The 19,220-nt window shown below is 68.9% G+C and carries 22 protein-coding genes and 1 pseudogene; 8 read left to right on the top strand and 15 right to left on the bottom strand.

All coding sequences use genetic code 11. The features are described from left to right. The first annotated feature begins 49 nt into the window (after window positions 1–49). Together D7Y11_RS01505 and D7Y11_RS01500 are read left to right on the top strand one after the other, a co-directional pair. Window positions 50–757: a siderophore-interacting protein gene (locus D7Y11_RS01505; RefSeq protein WP_158641880.1), complete on the top strand. Its 708-nt coding sequence runs from the start codon at window positions 50–52 to the stop codon at window positions 755–757. Then, complete coding sequence (locus tag D7Y11_RS01500; RefSeq protein ID WP_126932843.1) at window positions 744–1,445, top strand: O-methyltransferase; 702 nt, start codon at window positions 744–746, stop codon at window positions 1,443–1,445. Before D7Y11_RS01505 ends, D7Y11_RS01500 begins: the two co-directional genes overlap by 14 nt. A gap of 339 nt (window positions 1,446–1,784) precedes the next feature. Here D7Y11_RS01500 and D7Y11_RS43140 read toward each other — a convergent pair whose 3' ends face one another. The 3 genes from D7Y11_RS43140 to D7Y11_RS01490 form a co-directional block, all read right to left on the bottom strand. Then, the gene (locus D7Y11_RS43140; protein ID WP_158624318.1) at window positions 1,785–1,928 is read right to left on the bottom strand and encodes a hypothetical protein; all 144 of its coding nucleotides are present in this window, start codon (window positions 1,926–1,928) and stop codon (window positions 1,785–1,787) included. Window positions 1,929–2,321: 393 nt separating this feature from the next. Next, on the bottom strand, window positions 2,322–3,503 hold the full coding sequence (locus D7Y11_RS01495; protein ID WP_126932842.1) for a hypothetical protein: 1,182 nt from the start codon (window positions 3,501–3,503) through the stop codon (window positions 2,322–2,324). Between the two features lie 318 nt (window positions 3,504–3,821). Next, window positions 3,822–5,669 carry a M48 family metallopeptidase gene (locus tag D7Y11_RS01490; protein ID WP_126932841.1) on the bottom strand — a complete coding sequence of 616 codons (1,848 nt, stop codon included), beginning with the start codon at window positions 5,667–5,669 and terminating at the stop codon, window positions 3,822–3,824. Between the two features lie 5 nt (window positions 5,670–5,674). Here D7Y11_RS01490 and D7Y11_RS01485 point away from each other — a divergent pair, with 5 nt between their 5' ends. Together D7Y11_RS01485 and D7Y11_RS01480 are read left to right on the top strand one after the other, a co-directional pair. Then, window positions 5,675–5,905 carry a hypothetical protein gene (locus tag D7Y11_RS01485; RefSeq protein ID WP_126932840.1) on the top strand — a complete coding sequence of 77 codons (231 nt, stop codon included), beginning with the start codon at window positions 5,675–5,677 and terminating at the stop codon, window positions 5,903–5,905. Between the two features lie 84 nt (window positions 5,906–5,989). After that, entirely contained in the window at window positions 5,990–7,420 is a 1,431-nt protein-coding gene (locus D7Y11_RS01480) for an SH3 domain-containing protein (RefSeq protein WP_233607163.1), read from the top strand. 18 nt (window positions 7,421–7,438) lie between these two features. On the opposite strand, the pseudogene D7Y11_RS44035 reads toward D7Y11_RS01480, so the two are convergent. After that, window positions 7,439–7,642 (bottom strand): annotated as a pseudogene (locus tag D7Y11_RS44035) (IS5/IS1182 family transposase); the annotation flags it as partial. A gap of 121 nt (window positions 7,643–7,763) precedes the next feature. On the opposite strand from D7Y11_RS44035, the gene D7Y11_RS01475 reads away from it, so the two are divergent. Further along, entirely contained in the window at window positions 7,764–9,683 is a 1,920-nt protein-coding gene (locus D7Y11_RS01475; protein WP_126932839.1) for a bifunctional UDP-sugar hydrolase/5'-nucleotidase, read from the top strand. A gap of 14 nt (window positions 9,684–9,697) precedes the next feature. Here the strand turns inward: D7Y11_RS01475 and D7Y11_RS01470 are convergent, their stop codons facing one another. Continuing rightward, the gene (locus D7Y11_RS01470; protein WP_233597415.1) at window positions 9,698–10,426 is read right to left on the bottom strand and encodes an AraC family transcriptional regulator; all 729 of its coding nucleotides are present in this window, start codon (window positions 10,424–10,426) and stop codon (window positions 9,698–9,700) included. Between the two features lie 163 nt (window positions 10,427–10,589). On the opposite strand from D7Y11_RS01470, the gene D7Y11_RS01465 reads away from it, so the two are divergent. Then, the gene (locus D7Y11_RS01465; protein WP_126932838.1) at window positions 10,590–11,351 is read left to right on the top strand and encodes an SDR family oxidoreductase; all 762 of its coding nucleotides are present in this window, start codon (window positions 10,590–10,592) and stop codon (window positions 11,349–11,351) included. A gap of 24 nt (window positions 11,352–11,375) precedes the next feature. On the opposite strand, the gene D7Y11_RS01460 is transcribed toward D7Y11_RS01465, so the two are convergent. The 6 genes from D7Y11_RS01460 to D7Y11_RS01435 are packed head-to-tail and all read right to left on the bottom strand — an operon-like array spanning window position 11,376 to window position 14,128. After that, window positions 11,376–11,813 carry a hypothetical protein gene (locus tag D7Y11_RS01460; protein ID WP_126932837.1) on the bottom strand — a complete coding sequence of 146 codons (438 nt, stop codon included), beginning with the start codon at window positions 11,811–11,813 and terminating at the stop codon, window positions 11,376–11,378. Window positions 11,814–11,824: 11 nt separating this feature from the next. Next, a complete protein-coding gene (locus tag D7Y11_RS01455) occupies window positions 11,825–12,319 on the bottom strand; it encodes a hypothetical protein (protein ID WP_120580554.1) in 495 nt (164 codons plus the stop codon). A 51-nt stretch (window positions 12,320–12,370) separates the two neighbouring features. Then, complete coding sequence (locus tag D7Y11_RS01450; protein ID WP_121752476.1) at window positions 12,371–12,802, bottom strand: DUF1801 domain-containing protein; 432 nt, start codon at window positions 12,800–12,802, stop codon at window positions 12,371–12,373. Then, on the bottom strand, window positions 12,799–13,215 hold the full coding sequence (locus D7Y11_RS01445; protein ID WP_121752503.1) for a DoxX family protein: 417 nt from the start codon (window positions 13,213–13,215) through the stop codon (window positions 12,799–12,801). The genes D7Y11_RS01450 and D7Y11_RS01445 overlap by 4 nt, the downstream gene beginning before the upstream one ends. An 11-nt stretch (window positions 13,216–13,226) precedes the next feature. Then, window positions 13,227–13,793 carry an SRPBCC family protein gene (locus D7Y11_RS01440; protein ID WP_120580551.1) on the bottom strand — a complete coding sequence of 189 codons (567 nt, stop codon included), beginning with the start codon at window positions 13,791–13,793 and terminating at the stop codon, window positions 13,227–13,229. After that, window positions 13,790–14,128 (bottom strand): helix-turn-helix transcriptional regulator, encoded by a 339-nt coding sequence (locus D7Y11_RS01435; protein ID WP_120580550.1) that lies wholly within the window; start codon window positions 14,126–14,128, stop codon window positions 13,790–13,792. The genes D7Y11_RS01440 and D7Y11_RS01435 overlap by 4 nt, the downstream gene beginning before the upstream one ends. A 41-nt stretch (window positions 14,129–14,169) precedes the next feature. Between D7Y11_RS01435 and D7Y11_RS43135 the strand changes: the two genes are divergently transcribed. Further along, window positions 14,170–14,310, top strand: a complete 141-nt coding sequence (locus tag D7Y11_RS43135; RefSeq protein ID WP_158629035.1) for a hypothetical protein — start codon at window positions 14,170–14,172, stop codon at window positions 14,308–14,310. Window positions 14,311–14,314: 4 nt separating this feature from the next. Here D7Y11_RS43135 and D7Y11_RS01430 read toward each other — a convergent pair whose 3' ends face one another. Beyond that, window positions 14,315–14,920, bottom strand: coding sequence for a glutathione S-transferase family protein (locus D7Y11_RS01430; RefSeq protein ID WP_120580549.1), 606 nt, complete (start codon window positions 14,918–14,920; stop codon window positions 14,315–14,317). Between the two features lie 104 nt (window positions 14,921–15,024). Here D7Y11_RS01430 and D7Y11_RS01425 point away from each other — a divergent pair, with 104 nt between their 5' ends. Next, complete coding sequence (locus D7Y11_RS01425; RefSeq protein ID WP_169819559.1) at window positions 15,025–15,918, top strand: LysR family transcriptional regulator; 894 nt, start codon at window positions 15,025–15,027, stop codon at window positions 15,916–15,918. Between the two features lie 3 nt (window positions 15,919–15,921). On the opposite strand, the gene D7Y11_RS01420 is transcribed toward D7Y11_RS01425, so the two are convergent. The 3 genes from D7Y11_RS01420 to D7Y11_RS01410 form a co-directional block, all read right to left on the bottom strand. Next, a complete protein-coding gene (locus D7Y11_RS01420) occupies window positions 15,922–17,082 on the bottom strand; it encodes a serine hydrolase (RefSeq protein ID WP_126932836.1) in 1,161 nt (386 codons plus the stop codon). Between the two features lie 131 nt (window positions 17,083–17,213). Beyond that, window positions 17,214–18,014, bottom strand: coding sequence for a LytTR family DNA-binding domain-containing protein (locus tag D7Y11_RS01415; protein WP_120580546.1), 801 nt, complete (start codon window positions 18,012–18,014; stop codon window positions 17,214–17,216). Then, on the bottom strand, window positions 18,011–19,144 hold the full coding sequence (locus tag D7Y11_RS01410) for a sensor histidine kinase (protein ID WP_126932835.1): 1,134 nt from the start codon (window positions 19,142–19,144) through the stop codon (window positions 18,011–18,013). The genes D7Y11_RS01415 and D7Y11_RS01410 overlap by 4 nt, the downstream gene beginning before the upstream one ends. Window positions 19,145–19,220: the final 76 nt, after the last annotated feature.

Here is a 19,220-nt window from a genome sequence, read left to right as displayed (position 1 = left end):
CTCCCGCATGCCGTCGCCATCCACCGCGCCTTCGGGCGTCGTCGAGTCCATGTTCCATCGCCTCGTCTCGCGCCGCGCCAGGGTTCGCGAAGTCGAGTCCGTGGGAGATGCGTTCCGCCTCGTCACGATTGAGGGAGAAGACCTTGAAGGCCGCCGCTGGACACCCGGCGACATAATCCAGATCGGCTTCGCCGGCCTGGCCGGGCGAGCGTACACACCGCTCTCCTTCGAGCCTCGAACCGGCACCGCCACGTTTCTCGGGTTCGTTCACGGCCAGGGCATCGCGTCGAACTGGCTCGCGTCGGCGACCATGGGAGAGCCGCTCTTCCTCGTGGGCCCGCGTTCGGCGCTGGACCTCGCCTCCGTCGGGCGGCCGTTGTTCTTCTTCGGCGACGAAACCTCGTTCAGCACCGCGGCCGCGCTTCGAGCGACACCCGAGGGAATCCGGGAGGTGGCGTTCTCGTTCGAGGTGGAATCCACCGAAGCCTCGCGCATCGCACTCGAACGGATTGGCGTCACCACCGGTGTGACGCTGACCGCGCGCGAGCCGGAGGCTGTTCACCTCGATCGCATCGAGAACGAACTCATGCTTGCGCTGCTCGCCGAAGCGCGGACGCGGTGTGTCTTCACCGGGAAGGCTCCGTCAATCCAGCGCCTCTACAAGGCGGTGCGGCGAGCAGGCATCTCCGCGAAGCAGGTCACCAACGTCGCCTATTGGGCGCCAGGCCGAAAGGGATTCTCCGGTGTTCAGCGCTAACGACAATGCCAGGGGTCCCCTGGCCGTCCTGCCCGACGAACGGGTGCGCGCCGTGCTGCGGCGGCTCCACGGCGAGGCCGACCGCCAGATGCCGGGCGTCCTCCTCCACCTCCTGCCACAGCTGCCGCGAATGATCCTCGGTCGCTCCATCGACAAGCCGGGCACCGAGCACGCCTTCGCGGACAAGTACCTTGCGATCGAGCGCGCCCAGGGCGCCTTCTGCTACCTGACGGCGCGGGCGCTCCGCGCCAGGACCGTCGTCGAGTTCGGCACGTCCTTTGGCGTCTCGACGCTGTGGCTGGCGGCGGCGGTGCGCGACAACGGCGGCGGCCGTGTCATTGGCACCGAACTCCTGCCGGAGAAGGCGCGGCGCGCGCAGGCGAACCTGGAGGAGGCGGGGCTCGCGTCCTTCGCGGAGATTCGCGTGGGTGACGCGACGGAGACGCTGCGAGCGGACCTCGGCGAGGTGGACTTCATGCTCAATGATGGGTTCCCCGTGCGGGCGCTCGACGTGCTCAAGCTCGTCGCCCCGGCCCTGCGTCCGGGCGCCGTGGTGGTGACCGACAACGTCGGTGTCTTCAAGGCCGACTACCGCGACTACGTCACCTGGGTGCGCGACCCACGCCACGGCTTCGCGTCCATGACCATCCCCTTCCGCTCGGGCACCGAGTACTCGGTCCGGCAGTAGGCGCGGCCGGGCCTGTGCGGATCCAGCCACACCTGTGGCTGCTCACCCGCGGGCAAGTGCACTGCTGCGCGCACGCCGGATTGAATTCGACGAGGCCCTCCGCCGCTACGGCAAGACCTGACTTCGCAGCGTGTCATTTGCACTCACCCACCAAAGTACATCCACACTCAACACCCTGAACGCAAAACAAAGCCAGACTTCGGAGTCTTGGATTGCGGGACACGCTGGGAGTACCATCCCGGACGCCTCTCAACCCAAGGAGCATCAGATGCTGCGGACGCTTGTTTCCGGAGTTGCCCTGAGTTTTGCCTTCGTGGTGGGAATGGCTGTTTCCTCCTCTCAGCTCGCCCCGAGCGAGGTCGTGCCGAACGAGGCCGTGCTCGTTTCGACCAGCCCCAGCAGCGCGGTTCCGGACGAGACCACGGACGAGTCCTCGCGTTTGCTCGGGTGCTGCACGGGTGATGGCTTGTTCTGCATCAACACGGCGGCATGTCAGGCCCGTGGGGCGGGCACCTGCGGCGCGCCCTGTAACTAGCCCTCGCCTCGGTTGATGTCGCTGGACCGGACTGGAAGCAGGCGCTGGACGCGAGATACGTCCAGCGCCTGTTCTGCGTCGCGTGGCGGAGTGGCGTGCCCGTCACCGCATGAAGCCTCACAGACATTGGTGTCTGGGATTGCTCGCGGTGCGGTCCCAGGAGCTCTCGTCGTAGTACCCGTGGTCGCGCTGCGCCCAGGTGCCCGCGCGCCTGACTCCAGAGATTGGTGTCGCTCGGCAGGTGCCCAATCCGAAAGCATCGGCATAAAGGTTCCGGCGGCTTTCGAGCAGGTCGAAGCCGCCGGAGACCGCGCCACCCATGCCTGGGCATGGGAGGACTGTCACTCCTTGCCGAAGGCCTTGGCGAAGAGCTTCTCGATGCCCGACTTCTCGGGCTCGATGGCGATCGCGGGCGCGGGCACGCCCATCGCGGTGCCGAGGGCGGGGCGCAGGCCCGACGCGATCCCCGGCTTGATGTGGTGACGCAGGTCGACCGCCACGTCCGACTTCACGTGGGTGCCCACGCCCAGAGCGGTGTTCACGTCCGCGGACTGCTTGAGGAAGCCATTCTCCAGGCCGAACTTGCCGCCCGCCTGGGCCGACGCGCCCGCCACCGCGCCGGCGGTGACCGAGCCGTGCACCCGGCCCACGTGCCCGCCCGCCGTGGCGTACGCGCCCGCCGTGGCACCCGCGCCCACCTGCCCGGAGACCATCGCCGTGGCCGTCTTCGGGTCCAGGGTGGCCACGCCTTCCGCGAAGGCGGAGGCGCCGGCCTTCGCCTCACCCTTCACGTAGCCGCCCACGTGCCGGTTGAAGTCGTGGCTCGCGCTCGCCGTGACGCCCACGCCCGTCTCCGCCTTGGCCGTCAGCGCGGCGGTGTAGGCGTGCGAACCCGTGTCGGCCGACACGCCGGCCTGGGCCTGCGCCTTGAAGCTGTTGGCCTCGCCAGTGAGCTGCGCGCTCGACACGCCCAGCCGGCCCGCGTGCGTCTTCTGCATCCCGAAGGAGGCGTTGGGACCCTGGACCTCGGCCTGGGCCGAGTAGTGGTGCACGCCACCGCCGCTGTGGCTGGTGGTGGAGGCCTGCATCGAACCCATGTTGGCGCTCAGCTTGCCGCCGCCGAAGGTGTCCTTCTGGTAGGGCGTGGCCGGCTTGTCGATGAACATGGTCTGCTTCGCGGCCGCGGGCGCCGTGAGCTTGTTGTCACCGCCGCTCACCGCCACGTCCGAGGCGCCCGAGGTCATCTCCCAGGGGCTGTAGGTGGGCCCGCCCTCGGGAGCACCCGCGTGCTTCGGCGGCGTCGCCGTATTCGCCGTGTTCGCCGTGGCCGTCGTCGCCGTGGGCCTGGTGGCCGTCGCCGTGTTCGCCGTGGCCGTCGTCGCCGTGGGCTTGGTGGCCGTGGGCTTCGCGGCCGTCGTCGAGGCGGGGAGCGTCGACGCGCGCGCCGGGGGCTTCGGCTGAGACACCGTGGAGGTCGGGAGGCTGGAGGTGCGGGGCAGGGACGAACCGATGCGACGGGCCATGGCAGGAACCTCAGGAGTGCGTCGAAGGGGGAGCAGTACAGCGATGCCCTGCCCTACTGCACCCGGCATGCCGGGCCCATGTCGACCGGTGTGGCCTCATGCCCGCCTGTGGTTTCAACGAGTTGGCGGAAGGGGCTTCACGGGAGGAGCCCGCAGGCTGGTGACCGCGGTCACCAGGAGGATGGCGCCAGTCACCAGGGGCCCGCGCTTGCCGCCCGGGGACCCCGCTTCCCGCCGGCACCTCGTTCGAGCTCGCGAACGGAGTTCTCTACCGCACCCGCCCGCCGGCGACGTGACGCCAGCGGGCGGAGCTCCTGCTCAAGCGGCCTGCGAGTCCGAGCGGTGCGCCTTCATGAACCGGTGTCGTCCCAGGTAGCGCTCGAAGGCCTCCAGCACCGCGTCCTGCTCCTTCAGCTTGCTCAAGCAGATGGCGCGCCCGCCCTTGAAGCGGCCCTCGCCGGTGACCTTCAGGTCCAGGTACTTCTTGAACATGCGGTCGGCGGTGGAGGCGGAGGCGATCCGCTCGAACTCGACGGGCTCTTCCCACTCCGAGCAGCTCACCTGCGCGTAGTCCATCCGCACCTCGTAGCCGGCCTCCTTGCCCTCGAAGACGAGCGCCGGGAAGAACTTCTCCACGTGCTGCCGCTCCTCGTCCGTGGACGGCTCGTAACGGCAGGCGAGCGCCAGGTCATGGGCCTGGGAGAAGCGCGCCTCGTAGGCGCCCCACAGCCGCGCCTCGATGGCCTCCGCGTCCTCGAAGGCCTCCGCCCACGAGGACTCCACGGGCTCCAGGAGCACCTGCGCCATGTCCGCGGGCTTGAGGTGGACGCCCACGTTCTCCATGCGCGCGCCCAGCGGCGGGTGTGAGTCGAACGGATGGGGCGTCACGGCGCCCTGCAGGTCGTCGTGCACCGCCTCCGACTGGGCGTATTCGGAGAAGCCGTGCGCGACCCGCTGGGAGATGCCCACCGACTGGTGCTGCTCGTCCTGGGCGAAGAGCTTCGCCTCCACGCGGTCCCGGAAGCTCGAGTACGCGCCCACCTTCACCAGCGAGCGGGCGATGTCCTGCCCCGACGTGACACCCGCCGCCAGCCGGTCCGCCGCGAGCTCGCTGGCGCGACGGCTGCGGCCCAGGGACAGCTCGAACAGCCCGCGGTAGGCCGCCATGAAATAGAAGACAGGGCGCGTCACGCCGCCCTCGTACAGCGTCTCCAGGTAGTGGCCGAAGTGCGAGAGCATGGGCGCCAGCCGCTTGCCGTGCCCCGTGTCGCCGCCCAGCAGGTGCCCCATCTCGTGCGCCAGCACGGCCTCCGCTTCGGAGCGCTCCAGCAGGCGCAGCAGGGACAGGCTCACGAAGAGCGTGCGGCCGGAGAGGATGCGCCCGTCCACGCGCACGTCGTTCTCCGTGACGAAGAAGTTGGTGTCGATGCCCGCGAGGATGTGGTCGGGCGGCGTCGTCTGGAGCCGCTCGCACAGCCGGCGCACGCAGGCCCACAGCTCCGGGGCGCGCGCTTCGGGCACCTCTTCCGCCTCCACGTCGAAGTCCATGGGCGGGCGGCGGAAGATGGCCACCACCACCAGGAAGACGGCGGCCGCCGCCATGAGCGCCATGATGCCGATGAGCTTCGGGTAGTAGCGATCGGCCCAGAGCGCGGTCACCCAGTAGGAGAGCCACACCAGCAGCACACCCTGCCCCAGCACCTGAAGCGCGCTGGCGACCCGCAGCACGAGCCAGCCCACCACGAAGCTGCCGTACTGGAAGGGACGCGAGATGAACGCCGCCAGGCCGCACAGGAGCGCGACCCCCGTGGAGGCAAGCCCGAGCGCCAGCAGGATCCAGGAGGCCAGGTACGCCCACCCGAACTGCTTCGCATCCGAGCACGCTTCGCCCAGGCTGTTGCGGTAGCGCGCCAGTTCCTCGCTGTCGCTCGTGCAGGCCGCCGACGCGGGGACCTCGCGGTAGAAGGCGAGCGCCTCCTGGCGGTCCTCCGCGCTCAACTCCGTGTCGCGTCCAATCTGCTTCTCGATGACTTCGAACACCTGCGCGTCGAAGCGGTCCGAGGCATGGCCGGAGAACCAGAGCCCGAACAGCGGCAGGGCGAAGAGCAGCAGCGCGGGCAATACGAGGCTGCGGACGAAACCAGGGGATTTACGAGAGGAGGCCATGGGAATTGTCGAACCAGCATAGCGCGGCGCACGCCCTGCCCCATCCCCTGCTCCATCTCTATCGCGACATGGCCGACCTCGAAGCCATGGAGCGCCTCATGGCGCGGGCGCATGCACGGGCTGGGCGCCAGGCGCGCCATCGTGCACGCATTCGAAGACACCCCGGCGTCCGCTACCAGTCCCCCGAATTCACCGTGGTGGACCGCGACCTCGGCCACATTCTGGAGTCCCCCTGATTGATCCCCCCTGCGAAATAGCCCCCACTGAGAGTTCGTTCTCCCGATAGGAGAGCAACCGACCCTCAAGCGGGAGCAGAACCCATGAGCAGCCTGGCCTTCCCTTCTCGTCGTACGTGGCGCATGCGGGCACTCTCGCTCGCGGTGATGGGGGCCGCAGCCAGCCTTGGCGCGTGCGCCACGCCGTCCGCGCTCGCGGTGTCTCCGTCCGGGGTGCCGGCGTTCAGCGAAGACATGCTGTCGCCTGAGTTCTGGATCCGCCGCGCACCGTCCCCCGATGCGGTGCTGCTCGATGCCAGCCAGGTGGCGGCGAAGCGCGAACTCGCGTTCGGTCCGAAGGGCGGCTTGTTCGACCTGAGGGGCATCCCGGCCACGCTGACACGGGCACAGGTCGCGGGCTGGGTCAGGGATGCGCAGCAGACGCCCATCAAAGCGGCCATCGATGAACAGGGCCTCCCGGTGACGGAGGCGATGCTCGACGAACTTCGCCAGAACGCCGCGGCCGAGCACATCCCCGAAACCTCCACTGCACGCTACGGCATCAGCGTGCGGCGCACGCCCTTGCGGTCACTGCCGTCCGGTCGACTGTTCTTCGCCTCGCAGGACCTGCGCGACTACGAGAGCCTGCAGGCCGGCATCCTGTTCCCGGGCGAGCCGGTCGTCATCGCGCACCAGAGCGCGAACCAGCAATGGCTGTTCGTCCAGACGACGCAGGGGCCCGCGTGGGTCAAGCGCGGCGACATCGCGGAAGGCACGGCGGACGCGGTGTTCTCCTACGTGGCGAAGGCACCCGGGCGCGTCGTCACGGGCGACCAGGTGCGCACGGTCTTCACTCCGGAAGCGCCGGGAGTATCCGAACTCGAGCTCGACATGGGGGTCGCGCTGCCACGAGCCGACGTGTCGCCCGGCGAGCCCGTCAACGGCGCCAGCAGCTATGCCTCGTGGCCGGTGCAGTTGCCGGTGCGCGAGCAGGACGGCTCACTGGCCTTCCGGAGCGCCCTGCTGCGCCGGACCGCCGACACCGCGCCCGGCTATCTGCCGCTGACCCGCGCCAACATCCTCCGCCAGTCCTTCAAGTTCCTCGGCGAGCGCTACGGCTGGGGGCACCAGTTCAACGCGCGCGACTGCAGCGGCCTGACCAGCGAGGTGTACCGCAGCATGGGGCTGTTCCTCCCGCCCAACTCCGGGATGCAAGGGAAGAGCGCGGCGCTGAACCACCGCCTCTTCACGGCGCACGACTCACACGCCGAACGGGTGCGCGCGCTGGAACAGGCGGAGGTGGGCGACCTCGTCGTCGTCCCCGGCCATGTGCTGATGATCATCGGCCACGTGAACGGCGAGCCCTACGTCATCCAGGATGTCCCGTATGCCGTGTTCAAGGACCCGGCCACGCAGCAGGTCCGCAAGACGAAGCTCAACCAGGTGTCGGTCACCCCGCTGCTGCCGCTGTACGCCGACGACACGACCCTGTACGTGGACGCGATGACGAGCCTCGTGCACGTCACGCGGCCCTAGAGCGCCGAACAGGTCAGGTCACGCTGCGAGTTGGTAACGCGCGGCGACCTCGAGGTTTTGGACGACCGAGAGTCGCCTGAGGTCAAAGAGGTTGCTGCGCGTGCCTCTGTAACGGGCCTTCGGGCCCTGGCGGTTGGCGAGATGAGCCAGGCGATGCTCGACGCCGACACGCTCGCGGAGTCGTGCGAGGCCCGCGCGCGACTGCAGACGTGAGCGAAGGCGCTGATGGAGCCGCGCATCGTGACGCTGCGCCCCTTGCCGGATGCGCCGTGCCGCCATGAAGTCGCGCCATCGTCCACGAACCAGAGTAGGTTCCCCCTCCCTGTTCGTTGGAGTTCCGTCGATGCCACAAGCCACACCGCGCTCGTCACTTCAGGGAGCGCGTCCCAGCGTCTTCCTGCTCGCCGGAGCGTTCGTCACCGGCATGTTCCTCTTCGCCCATGGCGGCTGCGGAGGTGACGAGTGCCAGGACGCCGCCGGCTGCCGTGAAGACAAGGGACCGCCGGCTTCGAACACGGAGTGGGTCTGCGAGGACAAGCGCTGTGAGCAGCATTCCGTCCAGGTGCCGCCCCCGGATTCCGGCACGGACGCGGGGATGCCCGACTCGGGGATGCCCGACTCGGGGATGCCCGACGCGGGGACGCCCGACGCGGGTCCCACCACGGTGAGCGTGCAGGTGCTGGCGTTCAATGACTTCCACGGACAGCTCGAGGCCCCCGCGGGCCAGATTCTGACGGGCGTGGCCCCCGACGGTGGACCGGTGCGGGTGAACGCGGGCGGCGTGACGTACTTCGCCCGGCACATCGCGGCCCTGCGGGCCACCAATCCGAACACGGTGGTGGTAGCGGCGGGAGACCTTATCGGCGCCTCCCCGCTGCTGTCGGGGCTCTTCCACGACGAGCCCACCGTCGAGGCGATGAACCTGATTGGCCTGGACCTGGTCGCGGTGGGCAACCACGAGTTCGACGAGGGCAGCACGGAGCTGTTGCGCATGCAGTCGGGCGGCTGCCACCCGGTGGATGGCTGCCTGGACGGGGATGGCTTCCCGGGCGCGCAGTTCAAGTTCCTGGCGGCCAACGTGGCCACGGGCGTGGACCGCACGCTGTTCCCCCGCTACGACGTGCGCGAGTTCGAGGGCGTGAAGGTGGCCTTCATCGGCATGACGTTGGAGGACACGCCGGAAAGCGTCATACCCACGGGCGTGGCGGGGCTCACCTTCAAGGACGAAGTGCAGACGGTGAACGCGCTGGTGCCGGAGCTGCGGCGGCAGGGCGTCGAAGCCATCATCGTGGTGGTGCACCAGGGCGGAATTCCGACCTCGGGCTCGCTGGTGAACGAATGCAAGGGCGCGGGTGCGGACGGCCTCATCTCAGGTGCCATCGTGGGCCTGGCCAAGGGCCTCAACGACGCGGTGGATGTCATCGTCAGCGGCCACACGCACCAGGCCTACAACTGCGTCATCGATGGCAAGGTCGTCACGAGCGCCTCGTCGATGGGGCAGCTCGTCACGGACATCGACCTGACGTTGAGCAAGGCGACGGGCGACGTCGTGGAGGCGCGAGCGAACAACGTCATCGTCACTCGCGACGTGCAGGAGGTCGGCGCGGTGAAGGAGCTGGTGACGAAGTACCAGGAGCTCGTCACGCCGAGGGCCAACCGGGTCATCGGATGGGTGTCGCAGACGCTCAGGACACAGACGGACTCCGCGGGCCAGTCCACCCTGGGCTTCGTCATCGCGGACTCGCATCTGGAGGCGACGAAGCCCGCGAACCTGGGTGGGGCGCAGGTGGCCTTCATGAACCCGGGCGGCATGCGCGCGAACATCGCCCAGGGCGAGGTCACCTACGGCGAGGCCTTCACCACGCAGCCGTTCGGCAACAGCCTGGTCACCCTGACGCTGACGGGCGCGCAAATCGAGCAACTGCTGGAGCGGCAGTGGCGGCCGTCGGGAGCCACCCTCATGCTGCTTCCGTCGGCGGGCTTCACCTATGCGTTCAGCGCGTCGGCGCCCATCGGAAGCCGCGTCGACCCGGCGTCCATCCGGATCAACGGCGTGCCCGTGAGCCTGACGGCGGAGTACCGCGTCACCGCGAACAACTACCTCGCGAGTGGGGGTGATGGCTTCCCGGTGTTCGCCGAGGGGACGAACCGGCTGGGTGGCGCCGTGGACAGCGACGCGCTGGAGGCATACCTGAAGGCGCACAGCAGTATGGCGAGCCCCTTGCCCGCCCCCGCGCTCAATCGCATCACCCTGCTGCCCTAGGGCTCATCGAGCGGCTACGCCTGGATGCGCCACTCCGGCCTCGTGCTCGCGTATCGCGCTGGAGTCGTTCCGACGATGCGCCGGAAGTGGCGGTTCAGCTGACTCTGGTCGTAGAAGCCGACGCGCGTCGCGACCTCCGACGCCCGGAGGCCGCTTTCGAGCAACACCTTCGCCCATGCGATGCGCAGGTGCGTGAGGTACGCGTGCGGCGGCATCCCGACCTGGGCGCGGAACGCGCGGCAGAGATGGAACTTGTCGTAGCCGGCATGGTCCGCGAGGTCATCCAGCGTGATGGCGTCCCCCACGCGCTCGCGGAGGTACTCCATCGCCCGTCGCACCGGCCGCGTGTGGTCCGGCGTGGCGCCCCTCAAGACCGTGAACGCCTCCACGGCTTCGACCACCGCGACCTCCAGCGTAAGGCGATCCGCGCCCGCGGCGACCGCGTCGTGGAGACGCTGGAAGGCAAGGCCCCGCTCGTCGCCGGGCTTGAAGTGGGGATGCGCGACGACCTTCCCCTCATGGCGGATGCGCTCGATGTCGCGCTCGGGCAGCACGACGGCCTGGTAGGTCATCGTCCCGTCGTGCGCGACGTCTCGGTGCACGTCGCCTGGCTGCTTCAGGTGGATCTCACCGGGCCCGCCAGTCCAGACCCGGCCACGCCCCCACCACTCGCTGCGCCCGCGCTCGATGCGCATGGACGCGTGGAATTCCTTCATGCCGACGCGAAGCAGGTCGGTCGTCATGCGCACGGCCCGCAGGCCAGGGACCGAGACCGGGATCGCGTCGAGAGTGAACATCCCCTCAGTGTAAGGAGCTCCGGCGGCCCTGGCTTGGCGTTTCTTGGCACGAAATCTCCGCCAAGAAGCGCCAAGCGCGCGTGCCACCTGCCCCCGTATCTCCCCGAGCATGAACGACAAACAAGTCGCCCTCGTCACCGGGGCAAACAAGGGCATCGGCCTGCGGATCGCCAAGGACCTCGCCGCGCACGGCTTCACGGTGCTCGTCGGCTCACGTGACCTCGCCCGTGGCGAGGCGGCGGCGAAGACCATCGCCGGTGACGTCCGTGCGCTCGCGCTCGACGTCACGGACGCGAAGTCGATCTCCGCCGCGGAGGAGCGCATCCGACAGGAGCTGGGTCGCCTGGACGTGCTCGTGAACAACGCGGGCATCGCCCGTTCGGGCAGGCAGGCGCCCAAGCCGGGCCAGCCGCTGGCGGAGCGCGCGAAGGCGGGCCGTGCGACCGTCGCGCCGCTCGACGAGTTCCGCGCGGTGTTCGAGACGAACGTGTTCGGAGTGATCGCCGTCACGCAAGCGATGCTCCCGCTCCTTCGGGAAGCGCCGGCGGGGCGCATCGTCAACGTCTCGAGCGGGGTCGGCTCGCTCACGAACAACTCGGACCCGGCGAACCCGTACCGCGCGATGTACGGGGTCTACTCGTCGTCGAAGTCGGCCCTCAACGCCATCACGCTCGCCTTCGCCCTGGACCTGGAGTCGACCCGCATCAAGGTGAACGCGGTGTGCCCGGGCTTCACCGCCACGGACCTCAACAACTTCCAGGGTACCCGCACCGTCGAGCAGGCCGCGCGCGCGCCCGTGCGCATGGCGCTCCTCGGACCGGACGGCCCCACGGGCACCTACTCGGACGACCAGGGCGTCATCCCGTGGTGAAACGGGCTCCCCGCCCCGATACCGCTACAGGGGACGCAGGGAGGCCCGGTCGATATCGACGGAGTCCTCGTCATGGCCGGAAGAGGATTCACTGGCCCGGAAGCGATTGCCTTCGGGCGTGACGAGGAACCAGGAGGTGGCGACCGCCGGGTCGTCCGCGGGAGGAGAGACAAGGAGCTCCTCGCCAAGCAGTGCGGCGACCCGGGTGGCCACCTCCACCGACGTGAGCCCCGAGGACTCTCGAGTGCGGGAGACATCGACGTAGAGGGTCACATCCGTGCGGAAGCCTTTGGACCGGAGCGCGGTCTCGACGAGCACCGCCGCATCCGAGGGGCCGTCCACGTCTAAGCGCGCCACACCTTCGGGAGGGAGACCGAGCGCGCGGCCGATGCTGTCGAAGAGGCGTGCTTCCTCCACGGCGCCCCGCGCGATGAATCCGACAACCTGTCTTTCCGGCTGCATGGCTCTCCCTCTCAACCCGCTTTGTGCGCCTTGAGCGCGGCGTTCCTGTCGCCCTGGGACGTGCCCATCTTGTCCAGGATCTCCTTGGCGCGCGGGGTGTCGTCAAACTTGTTGTAGACCCCCAATGCCTTGAAGGCCGAGCGGTTCAGCTCATGGAACCCGGTGCCACGGATGGGATACAGCGTACCATTGTCGTGGGCCCCATAGGTCCGCCCGCCAAGCGTCCAGGTCACGGTCCCCGAATCGCTGCCCTTCTTGGCCTTGCCGTCGTTGATGTCCTTCACATCCCGGCTGACATCGACCCGCGACTCGATGACGGTGTTCTTGTCCTTGGCGACGGAGGACTGGTCGACCTTGCGGATGTAGTGCCGGTCCGCGGGCCGGGACGTGGGCTTCGCGGGCTTCTCCGCCCAGGCGGGCGGCGCGATGAGCAGGACACCGAGCGCCATCAGCACGGTGGCCAGGGTCAACGGGATGAAAGGCTTCCGGACAGCGGGACGAAGCATCGGAGGCTCTCCTGCGGAGGGGGATGCGGCCGTCCGGTAAGCCTCTCACAGTTACTTCGGAGTTGGCTTGCGCTTCGCGCGCGAGGCCTTCGGCTTGCTCTTGCCTTCGAGGTTGAGCACCACCGCGGCGCGGATGAGCGCCTTGAAGGCTGCTTCGTTGATCTTGTCGCCTTCGTGGATGTCGATGGCGCGCCGGACGTTCCCGTCGAGGCTGGAGTTGAAGAGCCCTGAAGCGTCATTCAACGCGGCCCCCTTGATGAACGTCAGCTTGACGGCGGCCTTGTACGACTCGCCCGTGCAGATGATGCCGTCGTGGGACCAGACAGGGGTCCCCATCCACTTCCACTCCTCGACGACCTCGGGGTCCGCTGCGTGGATGAGCGCGCGCACCTTCGCGAGCGTCTTCCCACGCCAGTCCCCCAGGTCCTGGATCCGCTGGTCAATCAACTTGGACGCGGACTCCGTCGCGACGGCCTTCTTCATGCCCGCCCCGCCTGCAAGCTGCGCCAGGAGCCGTACGAGAGCACCCAGAGCACGCCGGTGACCGCAGCGAAGGCCCACGCCTCCGGGCCATCTCCCACCGCGAAGTGGGCGATGAGCGCCGAGACCAGATTGATGGCGAAGCCGGCGTAGGCCCACTCCTTGAGGCGCGCCGGCACCGGTGCGAGCAGCACCAGGATTCCGAGAAACTTGGCCCACGCCAGCTCCACCCGGAAGTAGCTGGGGAAGCCGAGCCGGGTGAACCCCTCCGCCGCATCCCGCAGGTTCAACTGCGCGTAGGCGGTGAAGCCCATCTCCAGGCAGAAGAGCGCGGTGGCGATCCAGAAGGTGATGGTCACGGCTTTGGGGGACGTCCTGGCGGCGACGAGCGCCGGCTTCGGCAGGGTCGATTCCATGGGGTGTTCCTTCACTCCTTCGAGTTGCTGGCCTTCCAGGTGGGACTCTGGACCCCGAACTGCTCCGCGTACTCGGAGTTCAAGCGCTGCCAGTCGTACTGCATCGCATCGGGCCCCACGATGCGCCCCATGGGGTCGCCTGAGAGGAGCTGCTCGAGCACGTCGAAGCAGATGTGCCAGCCCGCGGCGCCCCACGAGATGAAGCCCCGGTCGATGTTGTGCCAGAGCGTGAGCCGGGTGCCGCCAACGCCCGTCGCCTCCAGCTCCCAGCGGAGGTCCTGCTGCCCCCAGCTGTACTCGAGCAGCTTCGGCTCCTCCGCCCGCCTCACGGTGGTCTCGGCGACCATGGGCGTCGGCGCACCGACCGTGGAGAGCTTCACCGGCCCCACGCTGGCCATGTTCCGGTCCGCGTCGAACGGCGCCCATTCAGCCAGGTGCGCGGGGTCGGTCAGCGCCTTCCACACCTTCGCCGGGGGATGACGCAGGTCCCGGACGAGAACGAGCGTCCACTTGTCGCCTGCCTTCTGGACACTGGCTCCGGCCGCGGGGCCGGGCGTGTACTTCGCACGGTGGCTCATCGTTTCTTTCCCTTCTTGGGTTCGGGTTCCTGGTCCATCCGGTCGAGATGGCGTTCGAGCGCGTCCACGTGGAGCGTCCAGAAGCGCCGGAATGGCGTGAGCCACTCATCGACCTCCATGAGCGGCTCCGGCCGGATGCGATAGACGCGCCGTTGAGCGTCGACGCGCGACTCCACGAAGCCGGCGTCGCGCAGCACGCGGAGGTGTTTGGACACCGACGTCTGAGGCATCCGCAGCTGGTGCTCGATTTCGCCGACGGAGTGCTCCGACGCCGCCAGCAGGCTGAGGATGGCCCGGCGGTTCGGCTCCGCGATGATCGCGAACGTTGAATCCATGGGTCGTATATACCCATCAAGCCATATACCTGTCAATTCATATGACACCTCCTGGGAAGCAGGCGTGCGGTCGTGTCCCCACCGCTCACCGCGCCTCGCCACCGCTCACCAACTGGCTCGCGGTGATGCGCGTCAACGGCCTGGACTTCAACGAGGCGCTCGCGGTCGCGAAGACCTGGTAGCGGATCACCCAGAGACCGCCCTGCGCACCGCGGGGCGTTGAGAGTGGCGCCTGACGTACGCCACCAGTTCCGGATACCCGTCGAGCAGCATCAGCGTGTTCGCGAGGTGGAGGATGGAAGCCATCACCACGTCGGCGGCGGTGAAGGCCTCACCCACGAGGAATTCACGGCCTCCGAGTCCCTCTTGGATGAGGTCGAGAGCGGCCGTGAGCCGGGTCCTGAGCTTCGCGGCCTCCCCTTCCGGGACTTCGCGCGCCACCGGCGACTGCGCGTCCCGGTAGAACTCCATCACCAGGGGGTCGAGGCTCAACTCAGCGAAGACCATCCAGCCGTAATAAGGACCGCGCTCCGCGCTCCCCACCGGCGGCGCCAGGTGCTTCTCCGGGAACCGGTCGGCCAGGTGCAGACAGATGGACAGGGACTCGAGCAGCGTGACGTCCCCATCCACCAGGGCGGGGAGGTCTCCCAGCGGATGCACCGCCAGGTATTCAGGGGTGGTGTTCTCCTGCCGGGCCAGGTCGAGCCTGACCAGCTCATAGGGCACGCCGAGTTCCTCCAGCAGCCAGCGGGGACGGACTGCTCGGGTCCTGAGGGCGAAGTAGAGCTTCATGGGTGGCACTCCTGTGGGTTGCGTGAGGCCACACCATGCGTCCGCCGGAGTGCCCGGACAATGCGGCCCCAGACGAACTCATTGTCAGGTTAATCTTGACGGCCATGATTCCACCGGCCGACATGCTCCTCTTCGCGACAGTCGTCCGCGAGGAGAGCTTCACCCGCGCGGCGCTCAAGCTCGGCATCACCAAGCAGACCGTCAGCGAGCGCATCCGCCACCTGGAGGAGCGGCTGGGCGTACGGCTCCTGGAGCGGACCACGCGGCGACTGCGCGTGACGGGAGCAGGCGTGACGTACTCCGAGCGCTGCGCCGCCATCGCCGCGCTCATCGAAGAAGCGAACAGCGAGGTGCAGCAGGGCAAGGCGGATCCCACCGGCCTGATCCGGGTCTCCTCGCCGGTGCTCTACGGCCGGCGCTACCTCACGCCGGTCATCTCGAAGTTCCTCGGCCGCTATCCCCAGGCGCGGGTGGAGCTGGTGCTGGCGGACCGCCGTGTCCACCTCATCGAAGAGGGGTTCGACGTCGCCATCCACATCGGCCCGCTCAATGATTCGTCGCTCGTGGCGCGAAAGCTGGGAGAGGGCGCGGTCCGCTTCGTGGCGAGCCCCCGCTTCCTGTCGAAGCACGGCATCCCGGCCGCCAGGGAGCTTGGGGCCGCGCGCTGCATTGGATTCAGTGCGTTCGAGACGTGGGAGGCCGAGGGCGTGAAGTCCCGGATCGATCCGGTCCTGATGGTGAACGACAGCGAGCTCGCGTGCGACGCGGCCATCGCCGGGGTCGGCATCGCGCGGGTGCCGGACATCCTCTGCCAGGAGGCCATCCGGGACGGCCGGCTGAAGGTCCTCTTCGGCCCCCGGCCCGCGTCGATGCGGCCCATCCACGTCGTCTATCCCAGCCGGCTGAACCTTCCCCCCAAGGTCCGGCTCTTCGTGGATGCCCTTGCCACCCTGGCCGAGCCGGCGCCGTTGAAGCCCCGTGGCCGGAAGCGGACGTAGGGCTCACCGGGGCGCGGAATTGAAGATCTCCCCCAGCTGCGCGGCCTGCTCCTCCGCGAAGTCCGCGTAGGTGTTGCCCAGCAGGGCCACGACGAGCTGGGAGTCCGGGAAGAGCATCAGCATCGCGCGGCCGCCTTCAATAGCGCCCCGGTGGTGGAGGATGCGCCGTCCCTGCGCGGAGACACCGATGCGCCAGCCGAGGCCCACGCCCGTCTCCTTGCCGGACTTGAGCTTCTGCGAGGTGAAGAGGAGGGCCAGCGTCTCCTTTCGCAGGAAGCCGGGCTGGAGGTGCGCGGAGCCGAAGACGACGAGGTCCTCGGCGGTGGAGAGGAAGCCGCCGCCGGGCCACTTGTAGCTGTTGTCCACGCGGGCGGCATGCTGGTGGCTGCCCTCCGGGCCGTTCGCATAGAAGCGCGTGCGGTGGGGAATCAGCTGGTGGGGATGATCCGCCCCGGTGTGGCGCATGCCCAGCGGCTCGAAGACGGCGCGCTGCATGTAGCGGAGGAACTCCTCGTGCGCGGCGCCCTCCACCACGGCGCCCACCAGGTTGAAGCCATAGCTGGAATACGCATAGGCCGTTCCGGGCTCGGACAGCAGCGCGTCGTCCTGGAAGAGGCCCAGGGACTGGGTGAGGCTGCTGAAGTGCCTTGCCTCCTGGAAGATGGCTTCATCCCGGTCCAGGTAGTGACGGATGCCCGCCAGGTGCCCGGTGAGCTGGCGCGTGGTGATGGGCCATGGCTTCACGGGAAAGGCAGGCACGTACTTCTGGATGGGGGCATCCAGGTTCAAGCTCCCCTCCTCCACCAGACGGGCCACCGCGGCGGCGGTGAGCACCTTGGACACGCTGCCTACGCGGAAACGGGTCAGTGGGGTGACGGGGATGCCCTGCTCCAGGTCCGCGTAGCCAAAGCCTTCGGACCAGATGACCTGTCCGCGATGCGCGACGGCCACGGAGAGGCCCGGCAGCTGGAAGTCCTTGAGCAACTTCTGGGCGAAGGCCCGGGCCTGCTGGACCTGTGCTTCATGGCGCGAGGAGGCAGGCGGGAGCGGATACGACGCGTTCGGCGCGGCGCTCGCGGGTGCCACCGCGAACAGCGTGCCCAGGACGAGGGCGGACAACCTCAGGATGCTCTGGCGCGGGACCAGGGCGGATGACGCGGGCATGGAGTGCCTCCGTGGGGAGTGAGCGGACGGCACCGTGCCCGCGCGAATGGCTCGCGGGGAAAGTGTTCAGCCGGCGGGGACTGCCTCGCGGCGAACCGGTCCGCCCGTGCGGCGAACGGGCAGCGCGACTTTCAGCGCAGGTGCTGGAACTTCTCGCGGTGGCTGCGAGCGACTCGCAGCTCCGCGCCGGAGGTGAGCACCACGACCAGGTCCCTGCGACCTTCGCTGCGCAGCTCGCGGATGCTGCGCGCGTTCACGATGGCCGACCGGTGGATGCGCATGAAGCGCTCCGGCTCCAGGCGCTCCTCCAGGCTCTGCATCGTCTCGCGGTGGAGGTAGGCCTTCCCGCCCGCGTGGATCTGCACGTAGTAGTCAGCGGCCTCGATGTATTCGATTTCGTCCACGTCGAGGAACACCACCCGGCCCGCGTCGCGGATGGCCAGCCGGCGCATCCACGGCTCGGGCGGCGTGGGCGGCGGAGCGGGCGTGCTGTCTCGCTCGCCGTAGGTGGAGAGCACGGACATCAACCGCTGGCTGAGGTCGGACATCCGCGCCATGCGGATCTGCGCCTTGGCGCGGCCAATGGCGTCGTGGAAGCGGTCGTCGCGGAAGGGCTTGAGGAGATAGTCGAGCGCGTGGATGTCGAAGGCGCGCAGCGCGTACTGGTCATACGCGGTGACGAAGATGACGGCGGGCACTTCGCCAGCAGCCAGCCGCGCGAGCACCTCGAAGCCGTTGAGCTCCGGCATCTGCACGTCCAGCAGGACCAGGTCTGGCCGGTGCTCGCGGATGAGGCGCACCGCCTCCGGCCCGTTGCCGGCCTCGCCCACCACGCGGACCTCTGGATCCGCGGCCAGCAGCAGGCGCAGTCCCTCGCGAGCCAGGGGCTCGTCATCCACGACGAGCGTGCGGATGGCGGCGGCCGCGTTCATGCCCCGAGCGCCTCCGGCACGGCGGCCTGGAAGGGCAGCTCCAGGCGGGCGCGCACGCCGCCCCCGGCGCGGTTCTCCAGCGTGAAGACGTGGCGGTCGCCGTAGAGCTGTCGCAGGCGGTCGCGCACGTTGGCCACGCCAATGCGTCCGTCCTGGCGGTCCCAGCCGGGTGCGAGCCCGGGGCCGTCGTCGAGCACCTCCAGCACCAGCCGGGCTCCTTCGCGCGCGGCGCGCAGCTCCACGCGTCCCGGACCGGAGCGGGTGGCGATGCCGTGCTTGATGGCGTTCTCCACCAGGGGCTGGAGGATGAGGCTGGGCACGAGCGCGCCCAGCGTTGCCGGGTCGATGGCGCGCACCACCTGGAGCCGGTCCTGGAAGCGGGTCTGCTCGATGTCGAGGTAGCGCTCCAGGAAGTCCACGTCCTCGTGGAAGGGGACCTGCTGGCGGCCCGTGGTGTGGAGGGCCATGCGCAGGAGCTCACTGACGCCGGTGAGCATGCGGATGGAGCCAGCGGTGTCCTGCTTGCGCACCAGCACGGAGATGGCGTTGAGCGTGTTGAAGAGGAAGTGCGGGTGGAGCTGTGCGCGCAGGGCGTCCAGCTGCGCGTGCACGAGGCGCGTCTCCAGCCAGGCCTGGGCCAGCTCTCCCTCGCGGAAGCGGCGGTGGTAGTCCACGGCGTAACCGATGGCGAGGATGCCGCCGTAGATGAGCAGGGACAGGACGCTGTACTTGGCCATCATCAAGGGCAGCATCCGCGCCCAGGTGCTCTCCAGCAGCCACGTCTCTCCCGTGGACCGAGCGGCGAAGTAGATGATGCTCACGTAGGGGACCATGACCGCGACGAGCGCGGCCAGGAGGACCGCGAGGCTCCGGGGCCAGACGCCGCGCTCCAGTCGGAAGCGCTGTCCGAGCGCGAGGATGAAGGGCGTGGCGAATGCCCAGTACTGCCATTGCGGCACCTGCACCAGCAGCGCCCGGCTGAGCGGGTAGCCCGGCTCCCGGGCCTGGGCATAGACCCAGGTGTGGAGCGCGGTGACGACGCCCGGCACCGCGCAGACGAGCATCAGCAGCGGCACGCGACGCAGCAGTGGCAGCAGCACGGACGGCGCGGCGGGAGAGGTGGATTCCACGGCCGGTGGAGTCTACGCCCGAAGCGGGTCCACTTCCGGACGGGTGCAGCCAAAGGGCTCCGGGTTGCAGCGAACG

Origin of the sequence: Corallococcus sp. AB018 (assembly GCF_003986945.1) — a bacterium.
GTDB lineage: Bacteria > Myxococcota > Myxococcia > Myxococcales > Myxococcaceae > Corallococcus > Corallococcus exiguus.
The sequence above is the reverse complement of the archived record's forward strand: the minus strand, read 5'-3'. Positions and strand labels throughout refer to the sequence as shown.

Bases quoted from the DNA above. Each gene is read 5' to 3' on its own strand.
- D7Y11_RS01505 (WP_158641880.1), top strand. From the start codon at position 50: ATGTTCCATCGCCTCGTCTCGCGCCGCGCCAGGGTTCGCGAAGTCGAG.
- D7Y11_RS01495 (WP_126932842.1), bottom strand. From the start codon at position 3,503: ATGGCCCGTCGCATCGGTTCGTCCCTGCCCCGCACCTCCAGCCTCCCG.
- D7Y11_RS01490 (WP_126932841.1), bottom strand. From the start codon at position 5,669: ATGGCCTCCTCTCGTAAATCCCCTGGTTTCGTCCGCAGCCTCGTATTG.
- D7Y11_RS01480 (WP_233607163.1), top strand. From the start codon at position 5,990: ATGAGCAGCCTGGCCTTCCCTTCTCGTCGTACGTGGCGCATGCGGGCA.
- D7Y11_RS01475 (WP_126932839.1), top strand. From the start codon at position 7,764: ATGCCACAAGCCACACCGCGCTCGTCACTTCAGGGAGCGCGTCCCAGC.
- D7Y11_RS01470 (WP_233597415.1), bottom strand. From the start codon at position 10,426: ATGACGACCGACCTGCTTCGCGTCGGCATGAAGGAATTCCACGCGTCC.
- D7Y11_RS01465 (WP_126932838.1), top strand. From the start codon at position 10,590: ATGAACGACAAACAAGTCGCCCTCGTCACCGGGGCAAACAAGGGCATC.
- D7Y11_RS01460 (WP_126932837.1), bottom strand. From the start codon at position 11,813: ATGCAGCCGGAAAGACAGGTTGTCGGATTCATCGCGCGGGGCGCCGTG.
- D7Y11_RS01455 (WP_120580554.1), bottom strand. From the start codon at position 12,319: ATGCTTCGTCCCGCTGTCCGGAAGCCTTTCATCCCGTTGACCCTGGCC.
- D7Y11_RS01450 (WP_121752476.1), bottom strand. From the start codon at position 12,802: ATGAAGAAGGCCGTCGCGACGGAGTCCGCGTCCAAGTTGATTGACCAG.
- D7Y11_RS01445 (WP_121752503.1), bottom strand. From the start codon at position 13,215: ATGGAATCGACCCTGCCGAAGCCGGCGCTCGTCGCCGCCAGGACGTCC.
- D7Y11_RS01440 (WP_120580551.1), bottom strand. From the start codon at position 13,793: ATGAGCCACCGTGCGAAGTACACGCCCGGCCCCGCGGCCGGAGCCAGT.
- D7Y11_RS01435 (WP_120580550.1), bottom strand. From the start codon at position 14,128: ATGGATTCAACGTTCGCGATCATCGCGGAGCCGAACCGCCGGGCCATC.
- D7Y11_RS43135 (WP_158629035.1), top strand. From the start codon at position 14,170: ATGACACCTCCTGGGAAGCAGGCGTGCGGTCGTGTCCCCACCGCTCAC.
- D7Y11_RS01430 (WP_120580549.1), bottom strand. From the start codon at position 14,920: ATGAAGCTCTACTTCGCCCTCAGGACCCGAGCAGTCCGTCCCCGCTGG.
- D7Y11_RS01425 (WP_169819559.1), top strand. From the start codon at position 15,025: ATGATTCCACCGGCCGACATGCTCCTCTTCGCGACAGTCGTCCGCGAG.
- D7Y11_RS01420 (WP_126932836.1), bottom strand. From the start codon at position 17,082: ATGCCCGCGTCATCCGCCCTGGTCCCGCGCCAGAGCATCCTGAGGTTG.
- D7Y11_RS01415 (WP_120580546.1), bottom strand. From the start codon at position 18,014: ATGAACGCGGCCGCCGCCATCCGCACGCTCGTCGTGGATGACGAGCCC.